16 protein-coding genes are annotated in these 18,768 nt (G+C 71.4%); 6 read left to right on the forward strand and 10 right to left on the reverse strand.

Annotated features, from left to right (window positions below; all coding sequences use genetic code 11):
- Nucleotides 1-74: 74 nt before the first annotated feature.
- From ABD236_RS27310 to ABD236_RS27320, 3 genes are all read right to left on the reverse strand, one after another.
- Nucleotides 75-1,880 (reverse strand): NHL domain-containing thioredoxin family protein, encoded by a 1,806-nt coding sequence (locus ABD236_RS27310; RefSeq protein WP_344078006.1) that lies wholly within the window; start codon nucleotides 1,878-1,880, stop codon nucleotides 75-77.
- Nucleotides 1,881-1,946: 66 nt separating this feature from the next.
- Nucleotides 1,947-2,519, reverse strand: coding sequence for a Uma2 family endonuclease (locus tag ABD236_RS27315; RefSeq protein WP_344078008.1), 573 nt, complete (start codon nucleotides 2,517-2,519; stop codon nucleotides 1,947-1,949).
- A gap of 137 nt (nucleotides 2,520-2,656) precedes the next feature.
- Nucleotides 2,657-3,454, reverse strand: a complete 798-nt coding sequence (locus tag ABD236_RS27320) for a carbon-nitrogen family hydrolase (RefSeq protein WP_344078011.1) — start codon at nucleotides 3,452-3,454, stop codon at nucleotides 2,657-2,659.
- Nucleotides 3,455-3,594: 140 nt separating this feature from the next.
- Between ABD236_RS27320 and ABD236_RS27325 the strand changes: the two genes are divergently transcribed.
- Entirely contained in the window at nucleotides 3,595-4,419 is an 825-nt protein-coding gene (locus ABD236_RS27325) for a maleylpyruvate isomerase family mycothiol-dependent enzyme (RefSeq protein ID WP_344078014.1), read from the forward strand.
- A gap of 26 nt (nucleotides 4,420-4,445) precedes the next feature.
- Here ABD236_RS27325 and ABD236_RS27330 read toward each other — a convergent pair whose 3' ends face one another.
- The 5 genes from ABD236_RS27330 to pdhA form a co-directional block, all read right to left on the reverse strand.
- On the reverse strand, nucleotides 4,446-5,747 hold the full coding sequence (locus ABD236_RS27330; RefSeq protein ID WP_344078018.1) for an MFS transporter: 1,302 nt from the start codon (nucleotides 5,745-5,747) through the stop codon (nucleotides 4,446-4,448).
- Nucleotides 5,744-6,418, reverse strand: coding sequence for a GntR family transcriptional regulator (locus tag ABD236_RS27335; RefSeq protein ID WP_344078020.1), 675 nt, complete (start codon nucleotides 6,416-6,418; stop codon nucleotides 5,744-5,746). Before ABD236_RS27335 ends, ABD236_RS27330 begins: the two co-directional genes overlap by 4 nt.
- Before the next feature lie 205 nt (nucleotides 6,419-6,623).
- A complete protein-coding gene (locus ABD236_RS27340) occupies nucleotides 6,624-8,015 on the reverse strand; it encodes a dihydrolipoamide acetyltransferase family protein (RefSeq protein ID WP_344078022.1) in 1,392 nt (463 codons plus the stop codon).
- Nucleotides 8,016-8,029: 14 nt separating this feature from the next.
- Nucleotides 8,030-9,010, reverse strand: coding sequence for an alpha-ketoacid dehydrogenase subunit beta (locus tag ABD236_RS27345; protein ID WP_344078024.1), 981 nt, complete (start codon nucleotides 9,008-9,010; stop codon nucleotides 8,030-8,032).
- Nucleotides 9,011-9,012: 2 nt separating this feature from the next.
- Nucleotides 9,013-10,164, reverse strand: coding sequence for a pyruvate dehydrogenase (acetyl-transferring) E1 component subunit alpha (gene pdhA, locus ABD236_RS27350; RefSeq protein ID WP_344078026.1), 1,152 nt, complete (start codon nucleotides 10,162-10,164; stop codon nucleotides 9,013-9,015).
- Nucleotides 10,165-10,508: 344 nt separating this feature from the next.
- On the opposite strand from pdhA, the gene ABD236_RS27355 reads away from it, so the two are divergent.
- Complete coding sequence (locus ABD236_RS27355) at nucleotides 10,509-11,168, forward strand: response regulator (RefSeq protein WP_344078028.1); 660 nt, start codon at nucleotides 10,509-10,511, stop codon at nucleotides 11,166-11,168.
- A gap of 334 nt (nucleotides 11,169-11,502) precedes the next feature.
- Nucleotides 11,503-12,501 carry a phosphotransferase gene (locus tag ABD236_RS27360; protein WP_344078030.1) on the forward strand — a complete coding sequence of 333 codons (999 nt, stop codon included), beginning with the start codon at nucleotides 11,503-11,505 and terminating at the stop codon, nucleotides 12,499-12,501.
- A gap of 61 nt (nucleotides 12,502-12,562) precedes the next feature.
- Here ABD236_RS27360 and ABD236_RS27365 read toward each other — a convergent pair whose 3' ends face one another.
- The gene (locus ABD236_RS27365) at nucleotides 12,563-14,311 is read right to left on the reverse strand and encodes a protein kinase domain-containing protein (RefSeq protein ID WP_344078032.1); all 1,749 of its coding nucleotides are present in this window, start codon (nucleotides 14,309-14,311) and stop codon (nucleotides 12,563-12,565) included.
- Between the two features lie 299 nt (nucleotides 14,312-14,610).
- On the opposite strand from ABD236_RS27365, the gene ABD236_RS27370 reads away from it, so the two are divergent.
- The 3 genes from ABD236_RS27370 to ABD236_RS27380 all read left to right on the forward strand — a co-directional run bounded on the left by ABD236_RS27370 (nucleotide 14,611) and on the right by ABD236_RS27380 (nucleotide 17,351).
- Nucleotides 14,611-16,224 carry a protein kinase domain-containing protein gene (locus tag ABD236_RS27370; protein WP_344078034.1) on the forward strand — a complete coding sequence of 538 codons (1,614 nt, stop codon included), beginning with the start codon at nucleotides 14,611-14,613 and terminating at the stop codon, nucleotides 16,222-16,224.
- Between the two features lie 83 nt (nucleotides 16,225-16,307).
- The gene (locus ABD236_RS27375; protein ID WP_344078036.1) at nucleotides 16,308-16,733 is read left to right on the forward strand and encodes a hypothetical protein; all 426 of its coding nucleotides are present in this window, start codon (nucleotides 16,308-16,310) and stop codon (nucleotides 16,731-16,733) included.
- Nucleotides 16,734-16,820: 87 nt separating this feature from the next.
- Nucleotides 16,821-17,351 carry a bacterial proteasome activator family protein gene (locus ABD236_RS27380; RefSeq protein WP_344078038.1) on the forward strand — a complete coding sequence of 177 codons (531 nt, stop codon included), beginning with the start codon at nucleotides 16,821-16,823 and terminating at the stop codon, nucleotides 17,349-17,351.
- A 438-nt stretch (nucleotides 17,352-17,789) separates the two neighbouring features.
- On the opposite strand, the gene ABD236_RS27385 is transcribed toward ABD236_RS27380, so the two are convergent.
- Complete coding sequence (locus tag ABD236_RS27385; protein WP_344078040.1) at nucleotides 17,790-18,767, reverse strand: NAD(P)H-quinone oxidoreductase; 978 nt, start codon at nucleotides 18,765-18,767, stop codon at nucleotides 17,790-17,792.
- Nucleotide 18,768: the final 1 nt, after the last annotated feature.

An 18,768-nucleotide genomic window follows, 5' to 3' on the forward strand; every position in this document is an offset into this window, starting at 1 on the left:
CCCCCCCCCCCGGGAAACCACCTCCACCCCCACCCACCCCCGGAGGGTTTAGGCGAAGGGGCGGGGTGGGGGAATCACCCGTCCAGGCCCGCCAGGATCAGCGGCAGACGCGTCCCCCCACCCGCCGTCAGGCGAACCGGCACCCCCCAGTCCTGCTGATGCATATGGCACGCCGGGTACTCGTTCGAAGGATCGTCGTCGCACGACGCCGCCATCGCGGAGACATGCAGGACCCCCTCCGGCACCGACGGGTTCAGCACCAGGTCACGGGAGAGGTCCGTCCCCGTGCCCTCCCCGGACACCAGCAGCTCCGCCGGCGTCGAGGACACGATCAGCCGCGTCGACGGGCCGTAGCGGGTGTCCAGCTTCTGGCCGGACGGAGCCTGGAAGACCACGTCGAGGCGGAGCGCGCCGGGCGCGACCTCCGTCGCCGCGCGCTGGGTGCGGTGCGCCACCGCGTCCACCCGTACCGCCGCCTCCGGCAGCCGCAGCCGCGTCAGCCGGTGCCGGGCCGACTCGACCACCACGATGTCGTCCCCGACCAGCACCGCGTCGCTGGGCTCGCGCAGGTCCGTGGCCAGCGTGGTCACTTCGCCCGTCGCCGGGTCGTAGCGGCGCAGCGCGTGGTTGTACGTGTCGGACACCGCCACCGACCCGTCCGGCAGCGCCGTGACGCCCAGCGGATGCTGGAGCAGCGCCTGCCCGGCCTCCCCGTCCCGGTGCCCGAAGTCGAACAGCCCGGTCCCGACCGCCGTACCCACGACGTACCCGGAGCCGGCGGGCTCCACGTAGCGCAGCGCGGAGTTCTCCGAGTCGGCCACCCACAGCCGGTCCCCGGTGACCGCGAGGCCGGACGGCTGCGCGAACCACGCCTCCCCGGCCGGACCGTCGACCAGGCCCTCCTGCGTCGTCCCGGCCGCGACCTCGACCGTGCCGGTGGACGGGTCGTACGTCCACAGCTGGTGCACCCCGGCCATGGCGATCCACACCTTGCCCTGCCACCAGGCCACGTCCCACGGCGAGGAGAGGTCCACGGAGAGGGCCGGGCCGGACGTGGGCGAGCCCTGCCACCACTGCTTGCCGGTGCCCGCGACCCGCTCCACGGCCCCGCTGACCGGGTCGAGGACCCGCAGCGCGTGGTTGACCGTGTCCGCGACGACCACCCGGCCGTCCGGCAGCAGCGCCAGCCCCTGCGGCTCCTTGAAGCCACCGGACTCCGCGCCGTCGATCCGGCGGACCACCGTCTCCCCGTCCGGCTCCAGCTCGACCAGCTCGTGCCGGGTCGAGTCGGAGACCAGGAAGTTCCCGCTGCCGGGCAGCACGACGGCCTTGCCGGGGAAGCGCAGATCGCTCGCCACCGCCTCCGGCGCCACATACGGCCCGTCCCCGCGCCGCAGCGTGCCCTTCGCCGCGTGCTCGGCCTCCAGCTCCTCCACCAACTTGGCGATGGCGTGGGCATGCCCCTCGCCCGCGTGCTGGGCGACGATGTACCCCTCGGGATCGATCACGACGAGCGTGGGCCAGGCCCGTACCGCGTACTGCTTCCAGGTCGCGAGCTCCGGGTCGTCCAGGACCGGGTGGTGCACCTGGTAGCGCTCGACCGCGTCGACCACGGCCTGATGCTCGGCCTCGTGCACGAACTTCGGCGAGTGCACCCCGATGATCACCACGGTATCGCGGTGCTTCTCCTCCAGCTCCCGCAGCTCGTCCAGGACGTGCAGACAGTTGATGCAGCAGAACGTCCAGAAGTCGAGGATGACGATCCTCCCCCGCAGGTCGGCGAGGGTGTACTCCTGATCACCGGTGTTCAGCCAGCCGCCCTTGCCGATGAGCTCGGGGGCGCGGAGACGGGCATGACGGGGAGCTGGGGCAGCGTTCATGGGTTCCAGGGTGCCACCCCGCCGTGAACGCCGGATCACAGCCTCGTGATGAGGGTTTCCGGGACCTCAGAAGCCGCTGGTGTCGATCGGGCAGTCGAAAGGAGCCGGGATCCTCAGCTCCTGGCCGAAGGAGACGGTGGTGCGTGAGCGGTATCCATGCGGAGAGGGGTCCCAGCAGCAGGTGATCTCGCGGTCCTGCATGTCGACCACCAGGTAGACGGGCACCAGAGACCCGTACACCTCCAGCTTCTCCTTCCAGTCCACATCGCGGGTGGAGACGGAAGTGAACTCGGCGACCAGCGCCAGCGCTTCCGCGTCCGCATGGCGCCCATCGGCTTCGAAGGCGGACTCGTCCGCCACGAAGAGGTCCGGCCCGTAGGCGCGGCCCGCTGCCGGGAAGCTGAAGAGAATGGGCGCGACGTCCGCGATGTGCGAATCCGGTACGTGGGCTTCCAACTGTTTCCGCAGTAGCCGCATGGGGCGGTAGTAGCGCAGCTTGGACCACGGCGACACGATGATCTTCCCCCGGATGAGTTCGGCCTTGAAGCCGTCCGGCGTGTCCAGCTCCTCGACGGTCCGCAGAAGGTCGTCGAACGTCCGTTCCCCCATGCTGTCTATAGGCGTGGCCTGATCCGTCATGGCGGTCACCGTGGTCCTCCGGATGCTGCGGCGTGCTCGCTGAACTCCGTACTCCGTGCCATGTCCCAGGCTAGTGCGGGACGGGGCGCCCCGCCCGAGTCATGAGCCGGATTCGCCCCCGGCGCCCGCCCCGCCCTTCAGCGCCCCGGCGTCCGCATCCCCAGCCGCCGGTCCTTCAGCGCCGGGAACTGCTCCCGCGTCGCCGCCACCTTCGTCGGGTCCAGCTCCACCGTGAGGACCTCCTCGTCCTCGCCCGCCTCGGCCAGGACCTCGCCCCAGGGGTCGACCACGACGCTGTGGCCCGCCTGCGGGACGCCCGCGTGGCTGCCGCCGGTGCCGCAGGCCAGGACGTACGACTGGTTCTCCACCGCGCGGGCCCGGGCGAGCAGCGTCCAGTGCGCCAGGCGCCGGGCGGGCCAGCCGGCCGGGACGACGAAGGTCTGGGCGCCCGCGTCCACCAGGCCCCGGAACAGCTCGGGGAAGCGCAGGTCGTAACAGGTCGCCAGGCCCAGGGTCGTCTCCGGGAGCGCGACCGTGACCAGGTCCTGGCCCGCGCTCATCAGCACCGCCTCGCCCTGGTCGAAGCCGAAGCGGTGGATCTTGCGGTAGACGGCGGCCAGTTCGCCCTCGGGTGAGAAGACCAGGGAGGTGTTGTAGAGGCCGCCGTCCGCTCCCCGCTCGGGGACCGAGCCCGCGTGCAGCCAGACGCCCGCGTCCCGCGCGGCCTTTGACATCGCCTCATGCGTCGGGCCGTCAGCAGCCCGTTCCGCCTCGGCCTCGAAGCTCTCGTACGCGAAGGCGCCCACCGTCCACAGCTCGGGCAGGACCACCAGATCGCTGCCGGACTGCTCGCGTACCAGCGACGACGCTCGCTGCCTACGGGAATCCACCGATTCCTGGGGGTCTACACCGAATTGGATGAGGGAGGCGCGCACACTACCACCGTCCTGGCATTCGAGTCGTCAACACGGGCCTACGATCGTCACACGAAAGCACTGCCGGGGTGCCTTTCGGCAGCGTAACTTAACTGCCACAGCGCCCAGCCCGCGTACGTACAGAACCGCCGAGGGGTCCCGTGACCGTCCATCCCAGCCTCCAGACCTACGCCGACGCCTGGACCCACTCCATCGAGGCGATAACCGAGCTGGTGATGCCGCTCGTCGAGGGGGAGTGGAACCGCGCCACGCCGTGCCCGGCGTGGTCGGTGCGCGACATCGTGTCGCACATCATCGGGATGGAGTGCGAACAGCTCGGCGACCCGCGCCCGATCCACACCCTGCCGCGCGATCTCTACCACGTACAGAGTGAGTTCGCGCGCTATATGGAGATGCAGGTCGATGTGCGCCGGCACCACACCGCGCCGGAGATGACCTCGGAGCTGGAGTACACGGTCATCCGCCGGGCACGGCAGCTGCGCAATGAGAGCCGGGATCCCGAGACCATGGTCCGCGCCCCGCTCGGCGCCGAGCAGACGCTGGAACTGGCGCTGCGGATGCGGGCGTTCGACGTCTGGGTGCACGAGCAGGACCTGCGGTGGGCGCTGGGCAAGCCGGGCAACCTCGACTCGCCCGGCGCGTACGTGGCCCGCGACATCCTGCTGCACACCCTGCCCAGAGTCGTGGCCAAGGACGCGGGCGCCCCGCCGAACTCGGCGGTCGTCTTCGACGTCCACGGCCCGGTCGAGTTCCTGCGTACGGTACGGGTCGACGCCGAGGGGCACGGCACGATCGACGGCGCGCCCTCGCTCGGCCCGCTGGTGACGATCGCGATGGACTGGGAGACGTTCGTACGGCTGGCCTGCGGCCGGGTGCGCCCGCACGCGGTGGCGGACCGGGTGAAGACCGAGGGCGACCAGGAGCTGGCGGCGGCGATCCTGCGGGACTTCGCGGTCACGCCGTAGCCGCCGGAAGGCGCGGGGCCCGGCCCTCACGCCGGTACGTGCACCGCCTCCACCCGGCTCGCCACCTGGTGCTCCCGCTCGCGGTGCGCCGCACGGCCGCGCAGCCGCAGGATCTGGCTGATGCCCAGCGCCTGGAGGACGAAGACGGAGGCGAACGCGATCCGGTAGTCGTCGCCGGTCGCGTCGAGCAGCACGCCGACCGCGAGCAGGGTCGTCATCGAGGCGACGAAGCCGCCCATGTTGACGATGCCCGAGGCGGTGCCCTGGCGCTCCGGCGGGTTGGCCGGGCGCGCGAAGTCGAAGCCGATCATCGAGGCGGGACCGCAGGCGCCGAGCACCACGCACAGCACGATCAGCAGCCACATCGGGGTGTGCGCGGCGGGGTAGGCGATGGCGGCGGCCCACAGCGCGGCGGTGGCCCCGACCGTGCCGAGGGCGAGCGGGGCGCGGGCCGCGTGGTGGCGGGCGATGACCTGCCCGTACACCAGGCCCACCACCATGTTGGAGAGCACCACCAGGGTCAGCAGCTCACCGGCCGTCTCCCGGGAGTGCCCCTGCGCCTCGACGAGGTACGGCATCCCCCACAGCAGCAGGAACACCATGGCCGGGAACTGGGTGGTGAAGTGCACCCACATGCCGAGGCGCGTCCCGGGCTCGCGCCAGGACTCGGCGATCTGGCGGCGGACATAGGCGGCCCCGGCGTGCTGGGCGGGCGCCGGCTCGTGGCCCTCGGGGTGGTCGCGCAGGAAGAGCAGCAGCAGGACCAGGACGGCGACGCCCGCCAGCGCGCTGCCCGCGAAGGTGGCCGTCCAGCCGATCCCGTGCAGCGCCCGGGAGATGACGATGGTGGAGACGAGGTTGCCCGCCATCCCGAAGAGCGCCGCGACCTGGGCTATCAGCGGGCCGCGCCGGACCGGGAACCAGCGCGAGCCGAGCCGCAGGACGCTGATGAACGTCATGGCGTCACCGCAGCCGAGCAGCGCGCGGGAGGCGAGGGCGGTGCCGTACGAGGGCGAGAGCGCGAAGCCGAGCTGCCCGGCCGTGAAGAGCACGACGCCCAGGGTGAGCACCTTCTTGGTGCCGAGGCGGTCGACCATGAGGCCGACGGGTATCTGCATGCCCGCGTAGACGAGCAGCTGGAGTATGGAGAAGGTGGAGAGCGCGGAGGCGTTGACGCCGAAGCGGTCGGCGGCGTCCAGCCCGGCGACGCCGAGGCTGGTGCGGAAGATGACGGCGACGAAGTAGACGCTGACGCCGATGCCCCACACGAGCGCGGCGCGCCGCCCGCCGAGGGGGGCCGGCTCGGCTCCGGCGGTGGCGGAACTCATCGTTCCTCCCCTCGGACCAGGACCTTGACCCAGCTCAGGTGCTGGCGCACACAGTGCGCGGCCCGCTCGGCGTCCCCGGCCCTGATGGCGTCCAGCATCTCCTGGTGCTCGGCGATGTTCTTGGCGATCCGGTGGGGCTGGGCGTGCATCACGGCGACGCCCATCCGCAGCTGCCGGTCGCGCATCTGGTCGTAGAGGCGGGAGAGGATCTCGTTCCCGGCGTTGCGGACGATCTCGGCGTGGAAGCAGCGGTCGGTGACGGCCACGGCGGCGAGGTCACCGGCTGCCGCGTTCGCCTTCTGTTCCTCGAGCAGCTCTTCGAGCCGTGCGATCAGCCGCTCGGGCGCGGGCACCGCCCTGCGCACGGCGAACTCCTCGACCAGCAGCCGTGTCTCGACCACGTCGGCGGTTTCCTGCGCGGAGACGGCGAGGACGAGGGCGCCCTTCTTGGGGTAGAGCCGGATGAGCCCTTCCACTTCGAGCTTGAGCAGCGCCTCGCGCACCGGGGTCCGCGACACCCCCACGGCCTCGGCCAGCTCCCCCTCGGTCAGCAGCGTCCCGCCCTCGTAACGCCGGTCGAGGACGGCCTGCTTGACGTGCATGTAGACGCGGTCGGCGGCGGGCGGCTGCTTGATGGAGGACGACGTCACGGAGAGGGGAGCGGAAGGCATGCGCACAGGATAGATACAACAGGTGTACGTGAGGAAGGAGCGTCCGGATGGCGGGACGCCCCGGGGTGCGGCGACAGGCCCACGCCGCCAGGGCACGGCGACATGGCACGGCGACATGGCACGGCGACAAATGGCCGTGCCCCCGGCCGCCTGGGCGTCCGGGGGCACGTGCCCGTCGTGATCACGCGGTCATACGGCTACGCGGTCACGCCCAGGTGATCAGCCGCTTGGGCTGTTCCAGGATGGCGGCGACGTCCGCCAGGACCTTGGAGCCGAGTTCGCCGTCGACCAGGCGGTGGTCGAAGGAGAGGGCCAGCGTGGTGACCTGGCGGGGCTTCACCTTGCCCTTGTGGACCCAGGGCTGGAGCTTGATCGCGCCGACCGCCAGGATCGCCGACTCGCCGGGGTTGAGGATCGGCGTGCCGGTGTCGACGCCGAAGACGCCGACGTTGGTGATGGTGACCGTGCCGCCCTGCATCGCCCCGGGCGACGTCTTGCCCTCGCGGGCCGTCGACACCAGCTCGCCCAGCTCCGCCGCCAGCTGCGGCAGCGTCTTGACGTGGGCGTCCTTGATGTTCGGGACGATCAGACCGCGCGGGGTGGCGGCCGCGATGCCCAGGTTCACGTAGTGCTTGAGGACGATCTCCTGCGCCGCCTCGTCCCACGACGCGTTGACCTCGGGGTTGCGCTTGATGGCGACGAGCAGGGCCTTGGCGATGAGCAGCAGCGGGTTGACCCGCAGCCCCGCCATCTCCTTATCGCCCTTGAGCTCCTCGACCAGCTTCATCGTGCGCGTGACGTCCACCGTCACGAACTCGGTGACGTGCGGCGCGGTGAACGCCGAGCCGATCATCGCCTGCGCGGTCGCCTTGCGTACGCCCTTGATGGGGATACGGGTCTCGCGCGCGTCCGAGGAGACAACGGCCGCGACCGGCGCGGGAGTTGTTTCACGTGAAACACCGCTCGGCGCGGTCTGCTCGACGGCCGGGGCCGCCGCCGCGTGCACGTCCTCGCGGGTGATGACGCCGTCCGGGCCGGTCGGCACCACGCTCGCCAGGTCGATGCCCAGGTCCTTGGCCAGCTTGCGGACCGGCGGCTTGGCCAGCGGCCGGGCGGCGGGCGCCGAGCCGTGGCCGTTGAGCTCGGCCTGTACGGCGGCCGCGGCCTGCACGGGAACCGAGGCCCCCTTGCGCGGGCGGCGCTTGGTGGAGGACTCCGCGACGCCGTAGCCGACGAGGACCGGCTGGCGGCCCTTGGGCTGCTCCTCCGGCTCGGCGGGCGCCTCCGGGACGGGGGCCTGGGCGGGCGCGGCGGCCTCGGGGGCCGGCTCGCCGGAGCCCGGGGCCACGTCCACCGAGATGATCACCTCGCCGACGTCGACCGTGGTGCCCTCGGGGAAGCGCAGCTCGTGCACCACCCCGTCGAACGGGATCGGCAGCTCGACGGCCGCCTTCGCCGTCTCCACCTCGCACACGACCTGGCCGTCGGTGACGGTGTCACCGGGCTGGACGTACCACTTGAGGATCTCCGCCTCGGTGAGCCCCTCGCCGACGTCCGGCATCTTGAACTCGCGGAAGCGGGCAGAAGTTTCAGTCATGGTCACGGGACTCCTCAGTACGCCAGCGAGCGGTCGACGGCGTCGAGCACCCGGTCCAGACCCGGCAGGTACTCCTCCTCCAGGCGCGCCGGCGGGTACGGGGCGTGGTAGCCGCCGACCCTGAGCACCGGTGCCTCCAGGTGGTAGAAGCTGCGCTCGGTGATCCGCGCGGCGATCTCCGCGCCGGCGCCGTAGAACACCGGCGCCTCATGGACCACGACCAGACGGCCGGTCTTCTCCACCGACGCCTGGACCGCGTCGAAGTCGATCGGGGACATCGAGCGCAGGTCCACGACCTCGATCGACTTGCCCTCCTCGGCGGCGGCCGCGGCGGCCTCCACACAGACCTTCACCATCGGACCGTACGCCACCAGCGTCAGATCCGAACCCGCCACGACCGTACGGGCCTTGTGCAGCGGACCGGGGATGGCCTCGGTGTCGACCTCGCTCTTGTCCCAGTAGCGCCGCTTGGGCTCGAAGTAGATGACGGGGTCGTCGCTCTGGATGGCCTGCTGCATCATCCAGTACGCGTCGGAGGCGTTGGACGGCGAGACCACCTTGAGGCCCGGCACGTGCGCGAAGAGCGCCTCGGGGGACTCGCTGTGGTGCTCGACCGCGCCGATGCCGCCGCCGTAGGGGATGCGGACGACGACCGGCAGCTTGATCTTGCCGAGCGCGCGGGCGTGCATCTTCGCGAGCTGGGTGACGATCTGGTCGTACGCCGGGAAGACGAAGCCGTCGAACTGGATCTCCACGACCGGCCGGTAGCCCCGCAGGGCCAGGCCGATGGCGGTGCCGACGATGCCGGACTCGGCGAGCGGGGTGTCGATGACCCGGCCCTCGCCGAAGTCCTTTTGGAGCCCGTCGGTGACCCGGAAGACGCCGCCGAGCTTGCCGACGTCCTCGCCCATGATGAGGACCTTGGGGTCGGTCTCCATCGCCTTGCGCAGCGACTCGTTGATCGCCTTCGCGATGGGAAGCTTCTGTACGGTCATGGCTACTTGCCCTCCCCATCCGCGAACGACGCCTGGTAGGCGGCGAACTGGGCCCGCTCCTCGTCGACGAGCGCGTGCCCGTCGGCGTAGATGTTCTCGAAGATGGCCATCCGGTCGGGGTCGGGCATGGCGCGGACCGCCTCGCGGACCCGCTTGCCCAGCGTCTCGGACTCCTCCTCCAGGGACGCGAAGAACGCCTCGTCGGCGTGCCCCTCGTTCTCCAGGTAGACCTTCAGACGAAGGATCGGGTCCTTGGCCTCCCAGGCCTCGCGCTCCTCGTCCGCCCGGTACTTCGTCGGGTCGTCGGAGGTGGTGTGCGCGCCCATCCGGTACGTGAACGCCTCGACCAGGGTCGGGCCCTCGCCGCGCCGGGCCCGCTCCAGCGCGGACCGGGTCACCGCCAGACACGCCAGCACGTCGTTGCCGTCGACCCGGATGCCGGGGAAGCCGTAGCCCTGGGCGCGCTGGTAGAGCGGCACCCGGGTCTGCTTCTCGGTCGGCTCGGAGATCGCCCACTGGTTGTTCTGGCAGAAGAAGACGACCGGGGCGTTGTAGACGGCGGAGAAGGTGAAGGACTCCGCGACATCGCCCTGGCTGGAGGCGCCGTCACCGAAGTACGCGATCACGGCCGAGTCCGCGCCGTCCTTGGCCACGCCCATGGCGTAACCCGTCGCGTGCAGCGTCTGCGAGCCGATGACGATCGTGTACAGATGGAAATTGTTGCTGTTGGGATCCCAGCCGCCGTGGTTGACGCCACGGAACATGCCCAGCAGGTTGGTGGGGTCGACCCCGCGGCACCAGGCGACACCGTGCTCACGGTAGGTGGGGAACACATAGTCGTCGTCGCGCAGGGCGCGGCCGGAGCCGATCTGGGCGGCCTCCTGGCCGAGCAGCGAGGCCCACAGGCCCAGCTCGCCCTGGCGCTGCAGTGCGGTGGCCTCGGCGTCGAAGCGCCGGGTCAGCACCATGTCGCGGTAGAGCCCGCGCAGCTCTTCGGGGGTCAGGTCAACGTCGTAGTCAGGGTGCTCGACCCGCTGGCCCTCGGGCGTCAGCAGCTGTACGAGCTGGGGGTCGGCGACAGCCTTCCCGGCGCTGCTACCGGTGCGCTTGCTGCTGCGTCGCGGTTTGCGCGCGGCAGTGCTCTCCACGGTCACGTGCGTGCTCCTCCGTCTGTCCGGCCCCCGGGTTCGCCGGTGTGGCCAGTTGCGGCTCCTCGCCTGCTTCCGGTCTCGGTGCACGGGGGTGGGTGCGCCTCACCGGGACTCAGGCGTGACAGGTGCCCCGGCGAGCGCCCTGTCATAGGCACGTTACCCAGTGCTGCGCATTCCTGCGAAACCCCATTTGACCTGCGATTTTGCTTGGATTTCCAAGTAAATCCAGAAAGCGGGGAACAACCACTGGTCACAGCACTGATGACAGCCTTGCAGGCCGCCGGAACAACGGCACGTTATCCCGGTCACCTACGGCACGGGAAGAGCGAATGTGTGAGACTGACTCCGTGCGCGAACCAGGCAAAATCACTGTATTCCTGCTCGACGACCACGAAGTGGTCCGCCGTGGCGTCCACGAAATGCTCTCCGTCGAGGACGACATCGAGGTGGTCGGCGAGGCCGGCACCGCGGCGGATGCCCTGGTCAGGATCCCCGCGACACGTCCGGACGTGGCAGTGCTGGACGTCCGGCTGCCGGACGGCAGCGGTGTGGAGGTCTGCCGCGAGATCCGGTCACAGAACGAGGACATCAAATGCCTGATGCTGACCTCGTTCGCCGATGACGAAGCTCTGTTCGATGCGATCATGGCGGGTGCGTCCGGATATGTCCTGAAGGCCATCCGGGGCAGCGAGCTGCTTTCCGCCGTACGGGACGTGGCGGCGGGCAAGTCCCTCCTCGACCCGGTCGCCACCGCGCGCGTCCTGGAGCGCCTGCGCGACGGCGGCGCGAACAAGGGCGACGACCGCCTGGCCAGCCTCACGGAGCAGGAACGCAAGATCCTCGACCTGATCGGCGAGGGCCTCACGAACCGGGTGATCGGTGAGCGCCTGCACCTGGCGGAAAAAACGATCAAGAACTATGTGTCCTCGCTGCTGTCCAAACTGGGAATGGAACGCCGATCCCAGGCGGCGGCGTATGTGGCACGGATGCAGGCGGAGCGCCACTAGTCCCCCACCCCGCCCGTTCCCTTGACCCGGTGGCGGGCTGGTCGCGCACTCCCCGTGTCCCTGAGGGGTACGCCGTAACCGGAGAACCCCGCTCGGCCACAGGTCTTTAGGGGCGCGGGGAACTGCGCGAGAAGAGGCCACGGTCCGCAGACGAAAGCAGCGGGGCGCAGGGGCCGCAGGCCCCGCGGTCAGGGGCCCGGGGCCCGCCCCACCCACCCCCGGAGGGTTTCGGGAAGGGGCGGGGTGGGGAAACACCCCAGTCCACACCCACCCACCCGTCGCAGATTCCACAGAGCGACACCCACGCCACGCCACGTGATCTAACATCTGGCGCGTGCCGCGCTCATATGCAACCCCGCCCGTGAGGGACCTGCTGCCCCGCTACGCCTCGCTGGGCGAGCCGCTCACCTGCGAACCCGTCGCCCAGGGCCTCCTCAACCGCGGCTACCGCCTCGCCACCACCCGCGGCGAGTTCTTCCTCAAGCACCACCTCGACGGCGACCGCGAGGCCATCGCCCGCCAGCACGGCGCCACCCGCCGCCTCCAGGCTCTCGGCGTGCCCGTCGCGCCCCCCGTGGCGGACTCGGACGGCGACACCGTCACCGTCCTCGGCGGCCGCTGCTACGCCCTGCACCCCTGGGTGCACGGCCGCCACCGCGACGGCGCCCAGCTCGGCCCCGTCGGCTCCCGGCGGCTCGGCGCGCTGCTCGGCCTCGTCCACATCTGCCTGGAGGAGGTGATGGGGCGCGGGCCCGCCGCCGACCACCCCAGCGCGGATCCCGTCGACACCTTCACCCTCATCGACGACCTGCTGGCGCGCGCCCGCAAGCGCCGCCCCCGCGACTCCTTCGACGAGCTCGCCGAACACCGGCTGCGCGAGCGCCGCCACCTCATCGAGGAGCACGCCCACCGCCGCCCGCCCCCGCAGGACGCCGGCGGCTGGGTGCACGGCGACTTCCACCCGCTGAACCTGCTCTACCGGGGCAAGGAGCCCGCCGCGATCGTCGACTGGGACCGGCTCGGCGTGCAGCCCCGCGCGGAGGAGGCGGTACGGGCCGCAGTGATCTTCTTCGTCCGCCCGGCCGGGGAGCTGGACCTGGACAAGGTGCGCGCGTACTCCCGCGCCTACCGGGGCGCCACCGGCGCGGACCCGGCGGAGCTCGCCGCCGCCGTCCACCGGGTGTGGTGGGAGCGGCTCAACGACTTCTGGATCCTTCGCTGGCGCTACCAGCTGCACGACCGAAGGGCCGACCCGCAGTTCCCGGCGGCGTCGGCCCTGGCGGTCTGGTGGACCCGTGAGTACGAGGCGGTGTGCGAGGCGTTCGCGGGGTGAGCCGCGCGGGATGAACCACGCGGGGTGACCCACGCGGGATGAGCCGCGAACGCCCGGCGGCTCAGGGCGTCTTGGGCGTGCTGCCGCCGGCGCTCTGACCCGCGGTCGTCCCGGCGTTGGTGCCCTGCGTCGTCCCCGCGTTGGTGCCGGCGGTCGTCCCGGTGCTGGTGCCCTGGCTCGTCCCCGTGCTGCTGCCCGTGGTCGTGCCCTGGTCGGTGCCGGACGTCTGCCCCTGGTCCGTCCCCGAGGTCTCTCCCGTGGTCGTCCCCTGGTCCGTCCCGGACGTGGTGCCCTGGTCGGTGCCGGACGTCTGCCCCTGGTCGGTGCCCGAGGTCGTGCCCTGGCTCGTGCCGGACGTGGTGCCCTGGTTGGTGCCCGGCGACGGCGAGTGCTTCTTGCTGCGCTTGGGCGACGGCGTGTACGGCGGCGGGTAGTTGCCGCCGGACGTCGACGTCTGGTCCTGGCCCCGGCTGGCCTGGTCGTCGGGGGTCGGCGAGGTCTTCGACTCGTCGGACGGCGACGGGCTGTTGGAGATCGCCGGCTTCTTGGGCGTGTGGTTGTCGTCCTTCTTGTCCGCCGCCTTCATCGCGAAGGCCACGCCCGCCGCGATCGCGATGATCGCGAGCACCACGAACAGGACGACCTTGCCCCGGCCGCCGCGCCCGGGGCGGCCGTTGCCGTTGTAGCCGCCGTTGTTGTAGCCGCCCGAGCCGTAACCCCCGTCGTACCCGCCGTCGTCCGGGTTCATCGGCGGCAGGATCGGACCGCGGAACTGCGAGGTCTCCCCGTGCCCGGGGTGGCCCATGGCGGTGGTCTGCGCGGTCATGCCCATGGCGGCGGTGTGGGCGCCGTCGTGCATGACCTCGACCGGGCCGGTGTTCCAGGTGCCGGTGTGGCCGCCCTGCGCCTGGAGCATCTGCAGTCCGTACTGGACCAGGCCGCGCATCTCCTCGGCGGACTGGAAGCGGTCGTCAGGGTCCTTGGCGAGAGAACGCATGACGAGGCCGTCGAGTTCCGGCGGCGCCACGGTGGCCACCTGGGACGGCGGCACCGGGGTGTCCTGGACGTGCTGGTAGACCACCGACAACGGTGTCTCGCCGGTGAAGGGCGGGCGCAGCGCGAGCAGTTCGTACAGCAGGCAGCCCGTCGCGTACAGGTCGGAGCGGTGGTCGACGGCCTTGCCGAGCGCCTGCTCCGGCGAGAGGTACTGCGGGGTGCCCATGACCATGCCGGTCTGCGTCATCGTCGACTGCGCGCCGTGCAGGGCGCGCGCGATGCCGAAGTCCATCACCTTCACGGCGCCGGTGTGGGTGATGATCACGTTGGCGGGCTTGATGTCGCGGTGCACGATGCCGTGCTGGTGCGAGTACGCCAGCGCCTCCAGGACACCGGAGACGATGATCAGCGCCTGCTCCGGCGGCGGCGCGTCCGCCTGCACCAGCAGATCGCGGATGGTGCGGCCCTCGACCAGCTCCATCACGATGTAGGGGACGGTCTGGCCGCCCACCACGTCCTCGCCCGAGTCGTACACCGCCACCACCGCGTGGTGGTTGAGCCCGGCCACCGACTGCGCCTCGCGCGTGAAGCGGGCCTTGGAGACGGGGTCCTCGGCGAGGTCGGCGCGGAGCAGCTTCACCGCGACCGTACGGCCAAGACGGACGTCCTCGGCCGCGAAGACCTCGGCCATGCCGCCCCGGCCGAGCCGGTGGGTGAGCCGGTAGCGGCCGTCACCGACGAGTCCGCCGACCCACGACTCGTGGTCCTGCGCATCGGGCATCCCGGCGCCGTTTCCCTCGGGTTCGGGTGCCATCAGTCCTCGCCGTCGTGTCTGGCCGCGTCAGCGGTGGTTCCTTACGGTCTTACGGTTGTGCAGTAGTGCACGCTACAGCGTTCGTCCAGGGCACCGGTCCGGGATGGACCGGCCATCCAATCGGTTCCGCGTGTACCGATGCAAATTCCATGCGATTCCTGTAACGCTTACGAGACGCTTCTTGCGCGTACGGTCACGGAACGGGCACCCGGCTTGACGTGTCGGACCCCTCGGGCAGACTTGGCTCGAAAATCCGCAGGATCATCGCTGGCCACCGCGGCCAAGGGGGATGCACAGTCATGAGCCAGGACGGCGCACAGGGCCGCTATGCGGGCGGCTCCATCGCGGGCGGGCGCTACCAGCTGCGCGACCTCCTCGGCGAGGGCGGCATGGCCTCGGTCTACCTGGCGTACGACGCCGCGCTGGACCGCCAGGTCGCGATCAAGACCCTGCACACCGAACTCGGCCGGGAAGCGTCGTTCCGCGAGCGCTTCCGCCGTGAGGCGCAGGCCGTCGCCAAGCTCCAGCACACCAACATCGTGTCGGTCTTCGACACCGGTGAGGACGAGCTGGGCGGCGCGACGATGCCGTACATCGTCATGGAGTACGTGGAGGGCCAGCCGCTCGGCTCGGTGCTGCACTCCGACATCCAGCAGTACGGCGCGATGCCCGCCGACAAGGCGCTGAAGATGACCGCAGACGTGCTGGCGGCCCTCGAGGTCAGCCACGAGATGGGGCTGGTCCACCGCGACATCAAGCCCGGCAACGTCATGGTGACCAAGCGCGGCGTCGTCAAGGTCATGGACTTCGGCATCGCGCGCGCCATGCAGTCCGGCGTCACCTCGATGACGCAGACCGGCATGGTCGTCGGCACCCCCCAGTACCTCTCGCCCGAGCAGGCGCTGGGCCGCGGCGTCGACGCCCGCTCCGACCTGTACTCGGTCGGCATCATGCTCTTCCAGCTGATCACCGGCCGGATCCCGTTCGACGCCGACTCACCGCTGGCGATCGCGTACGCACACGTCCAGGAGGAGCCGGTCGCGCCCTCCTCGGTCAACCGGTCCATCCCGCCGGCCGTGGACGCGCTGGTGGCCCGCGCGCTGAAGAAGAACCCGAACGAGCGCTTCCCGAGCGCGGCCGCGATGCGCGACGAGATCGCCCGTATCTCCGCCAGCGGCCAGACCGGCGCGGCCCCGGTGATCACCGGCGGCGGCCCGGTCTCCAGCGGCCAGGGCGTCGGCTCGACGGTCTTCCCGCCGCTGGACGCCTCGGCCCAGCAGAGCTACCAGGGCGGCGTCCAGACTCCGTACCAGCCGAGCCCGTACGGCCCGCCGACCCCGGCCCCCACGCCCCAGCCGCAGCCCTCGTACGGCTACCCGCAGCAGGCCCCGATGCCGGCGCAGCACACCCCGCCGCCGTACACCATCTCCCCGACCCCGCCGGCGAGCGGCGGCTCCTCGAACGCGTCGGGCTCCGCGAAGCGGAACACCCCGGTGATCATCGGCGCGATCGCGGTGGCGCTCCTGGCGGTCGGCGGTCTGATCACGGCGCTGACGCTGAACAAGGGGGACGACTCGAAGGGCGGCGGCGACAAGCCCAGCGGCTCGGCGGTGGCGGGCCACAAGGGCCCCGAGCGCAGCCGCACGCTGGAGACGACCAAGTGCACCAGCCCCTCGAAGTCGTCGCTCGACCCCTCGAAGGTGCAGGCACCGGACTTCACCTACAAGGACATCCTCTCGGTGAAGCTGTGCATCCAGGCGGCGGGCTGGAAGGTCAACACCGAGACCGTGGACAACGGCCAGTGGGGCCAGGACACGGTGGTGACGCAGTTCCCGGCGGCGGGCGTGGACGTGGACCCGAAGGCGGCCCAGTTCAACCTCACCCTCTCGTCGGGCAACCCGCCGCAGCAGTAGCGGACGGGGGCGGGGCCGGCGGGGCTGCACCCGCCTGACGCACCCGGGATGCCCGCCGCCTCGGCCCGTGTGACGCTGACGGCATGGCTTCAGGGCTGCCGGCAAGGCTGTGGGCGCGGCTCGGGACGCTCGGCGCGGGTGCCGCGCTGACGGGTCTGCTGCTGGTGACCCCGCCCGCGTACGCCGAGGACCCGGCGCCGGCCGTCCCGGCCCCCCTCGACCAGCACTTCGCGGGTAGCCGGGCGGGCGAGGGCCGGGCCCGGCCCGGACGCCCGCCCGGCAGCCTCCCGTACGTACCGGACGAGTCGGCGCGCCCGATCGCCGACGCCTTCGAGTCCCCCGACGCACCGCCGCCACCGAGCGCGCGTCCGGCGGCGGCGCACCGGAGCGAGCCGTCGCGGATGGTCAGTACGTCGGAGCTGCGGGTGCACGTCCTGTCGATGGGCGCGGGCCTGACCCTGACGGGCCTGGGCCTGGGATTCCTGGCCCTGCGCCTGCGCCGGACCTGACACATTCCCCTTCCCTTCGCCGGGGTGGATCACGGCTTCCCGGGGGCACAACGTGATGTGAGGCACGTGTGCGAGAGAATGGGCGGCATGGAGATGCCGAGGAACGAACAGTCGCCGGACAGCCCCCACATCCTGGTCGTCGGACAGGACGGCATGGCCATCGGCGGCGGTGACGACGAGTCGCGCGAGGTCCCGGTGACGGAGATGGTCGAACAGCCCGCCAAGGTCATGCGCATCGGCAGCATGATCAAGCAACTTCTGGAAGAAGTACGCGCGGCACCTCTGGACGAGGCGAGCCGCGTACGCCTGAAGGACATCCACGCCTCCTCGGTCAAGGAGCTGGAGGACGGCCTGGCCCCCGAACTGGTCGAGGAACTGGAACGCCTCTCCCTCCCCTTCACGGACGAGGCGATCCCCTCCGAGGCGGAACTCCGCATCGCCCAGGCCCAGTTGGTGGGCTGGCTGGAAGGCCTCTTCCACGGCATCCAGACGGCCCTGTTCGCCCAGCAGATGGCAGCCCGAGCCCAACTGGAACAAATGCGCCGAGCACTGCCACCGGGCACATCGCACGACGAGGAGGAGGGGCCTGGGGTGCGGACTGGGGGGCCGTACTTGTAGGGATACGTCCGGGGAGCACCTACAAGGGGGCACCCCCTCTCCCCGCTTCGAGCGGAGCACAGCCCCGCAATCCCCTGCCTCACCCACTCCAAAAAGGCGCGGACCATCTGAGCGGGGGGGCAGGGGGGAGCTCCGCCGGGGGTTCAGGGAGCCGGGCGCCCCGGAAACCCACCCAGCGCCTGGGGTGCAGGGGCGCAGCCCCGCCGGGGGCCGGGGGCGCAGGGGGCGGAGCCCCCGCCCAGGGGCCCGGGGACGGAGTCCCCGGGAAACCCCCTTCCCCCAGAGCCTCGCCCCCGAGCGGGGTGCAGGGGCGCAGCCCCGCAAGGGGTGCAGGGGGCGGAGCCCCCGCCCAGGGGCCCGGGGACGGAGTCCCCAGGAAACCCCCTTCCCCCACCGCCCCCCACCCCCGGAGGGTTTAGGGAAGGGGCGGGGAGGGGCTCAAACCACCAGCAAAACCTTCCCCACGTGCTGCCCCGCCTCCAACACCCGATGCCCCTCCGCCGCGGAAGCCATCCCCACCACCCGGTCCACAACCGGCCGCACCCGCCCGGCGGGCACGAGCGGCCACACATGCTCCCGTACCGCCGCCACGATCGCCGCCTTCTCCACCGCCGGCCGCCCCCGCAGCGTCGTCGCCGTCACCGCCGCCCGCTTGGCCATCAGCGCCCCGAGGTTGAGCTCCCCCTTCACCCCGCCCTGCATCCCGATGACGGCGAGGCGCCCGTTGACCGCCAACGCCCGTACGTTCCGCTCCAGATACTTCGCCCCCATGATGTCGAGGATGACGTCCGCCCCCGCCCCGTCCGTGGCGCCGCGGACCTCCTCCACGAAGTCCTGCTCGCGGTAGTCGATGAGCACGTCCGCGCCGAGCGAGGCGCACCGCGCCAGCTTCTCGGGCCCGCCCGCCGTGACGGCGACCCGCGCCCCCACCGCCTTGGCGAGCTGGATCGCCATGGTCCCGATCCCGCTCGCCCCACCGTGCACCAACAACGTCTCGCCGGGCCGCAGATGGGCCACCATGAACACGTTGGACCACACCGTCGCGACAGCCTCCGGCAGCGACGCCGCCTCCGTCAGCGACACCCCCTCGGGCACCGGCAGCAACTGCCCCGCCGGAACCGCCACCTTCTCCGCGTACCCGCCGCCGCTCAGCAGCGCGCACACCTCGTCGCCCACGGACCACCCGGACACCCCGGGCCCCAGCGCGACGATCCGCCCGGAGCACTCGAGCCCCGGATACGGGGACGCCCCCGGCGGCGGCTCGTAGAGCCCCTGCCGTTGCAGCACATCCGCCCGGTTGACGGCCGTCGCCGCCACCTCGACGAGGACCTCGCCCTCGCCCGCCACCGGATCGGGCACCTCGGCCCAGACCAGCGCTTCGGGACCACCCGGCTCAGGAATCGTGATCGCATGCATA

Source organism: Streptomyces crystallinus (assembly GCF_039521265.1).
Taxonomy (GTDB): Bacteria; Actinomycetota; Actinomycetes; order Streptomycetales; family Streptomycetaceae; genus Streptomyces; species Streptomyces crystallinus.

Coding starts and splice junctions, on each gene's coding strand:
- ABD236_RS27310 (WP_344078006.1), bottom strand. CDS start 1,880: ATGAACGCTGCCCCAGCTCCCCGTCATGCCCGTCTCCGCGCCCCCGAG.
- ABD236_RS27315 (WP_344078008.1), bottom strand. CDS start 2,519: ATGACGGATCAGGCCACGCCTATAGACAGCATGGGGGAACGGACGTTC.
- ABD236_RS27330 (WP_344078018.1), bottom strand. CDS start 5,747: ATGAGTTCCGCCACCGCCGGAGCCGAGCCGGCCCCCCTCGGCGGGCGG.
- ABD236_RS27335 (WP_344078020.1), bottom strand. CDS start 6,418: ATGCCTTCCGCTCCCCTCTCCGTGACGTCGTCCTCCATCAAGCAGCCG.
- ABD236_RS27340 (WP_344078022.1), bottom strand. CDS start 8,015: ATGACTGAAACTTCTGCCCGCTTCCGCGAGTTCAAGATGCCGGACGTC.
- ABD236_RS27345 (WP_344078024.1), bottom strand. CDS start 9,010: ATGACCGTACAGAAGCTTCCCATCGCGAAGGCGATCAACGAGTCGCTG.
- ABD236_RS27365 (WP_344078032.1), bottom strand. CDS start 14,311: ATGGCACCCGAACCCGAGGGAAACGGCGCCGGGATGCCCGATGCGCAG.
- ABD236_RS27370 (WP_344078034.1), top strand. CDS start 14,611: ATGAGCCAGGACGGCGCACAGGGCCGCTATGCGGGCGGCTCCATCGCG.
- ABD236_RS27375 (WP_344078036.1), top strand. CDS start 16,308: ATGGCTTCAGGGCTGCCGGCAAGGCTGTGGGCGCGGCTCGGGACGCTC.
- ABD236_RS27380 (WP_344078038.1), top strand. CDS start 16,821: ATGGAGATGCCGAGGAACGAACAGTCGCCGGACAGCCCCCACATCCTG.
- ABD236_RS27385 (WP_344078040.1), bottom strand. CDS start 18,767: ATGCATGCGATCACGATTCCTGAGCCGGGTGGTCCCGAAGCGCTGGTC.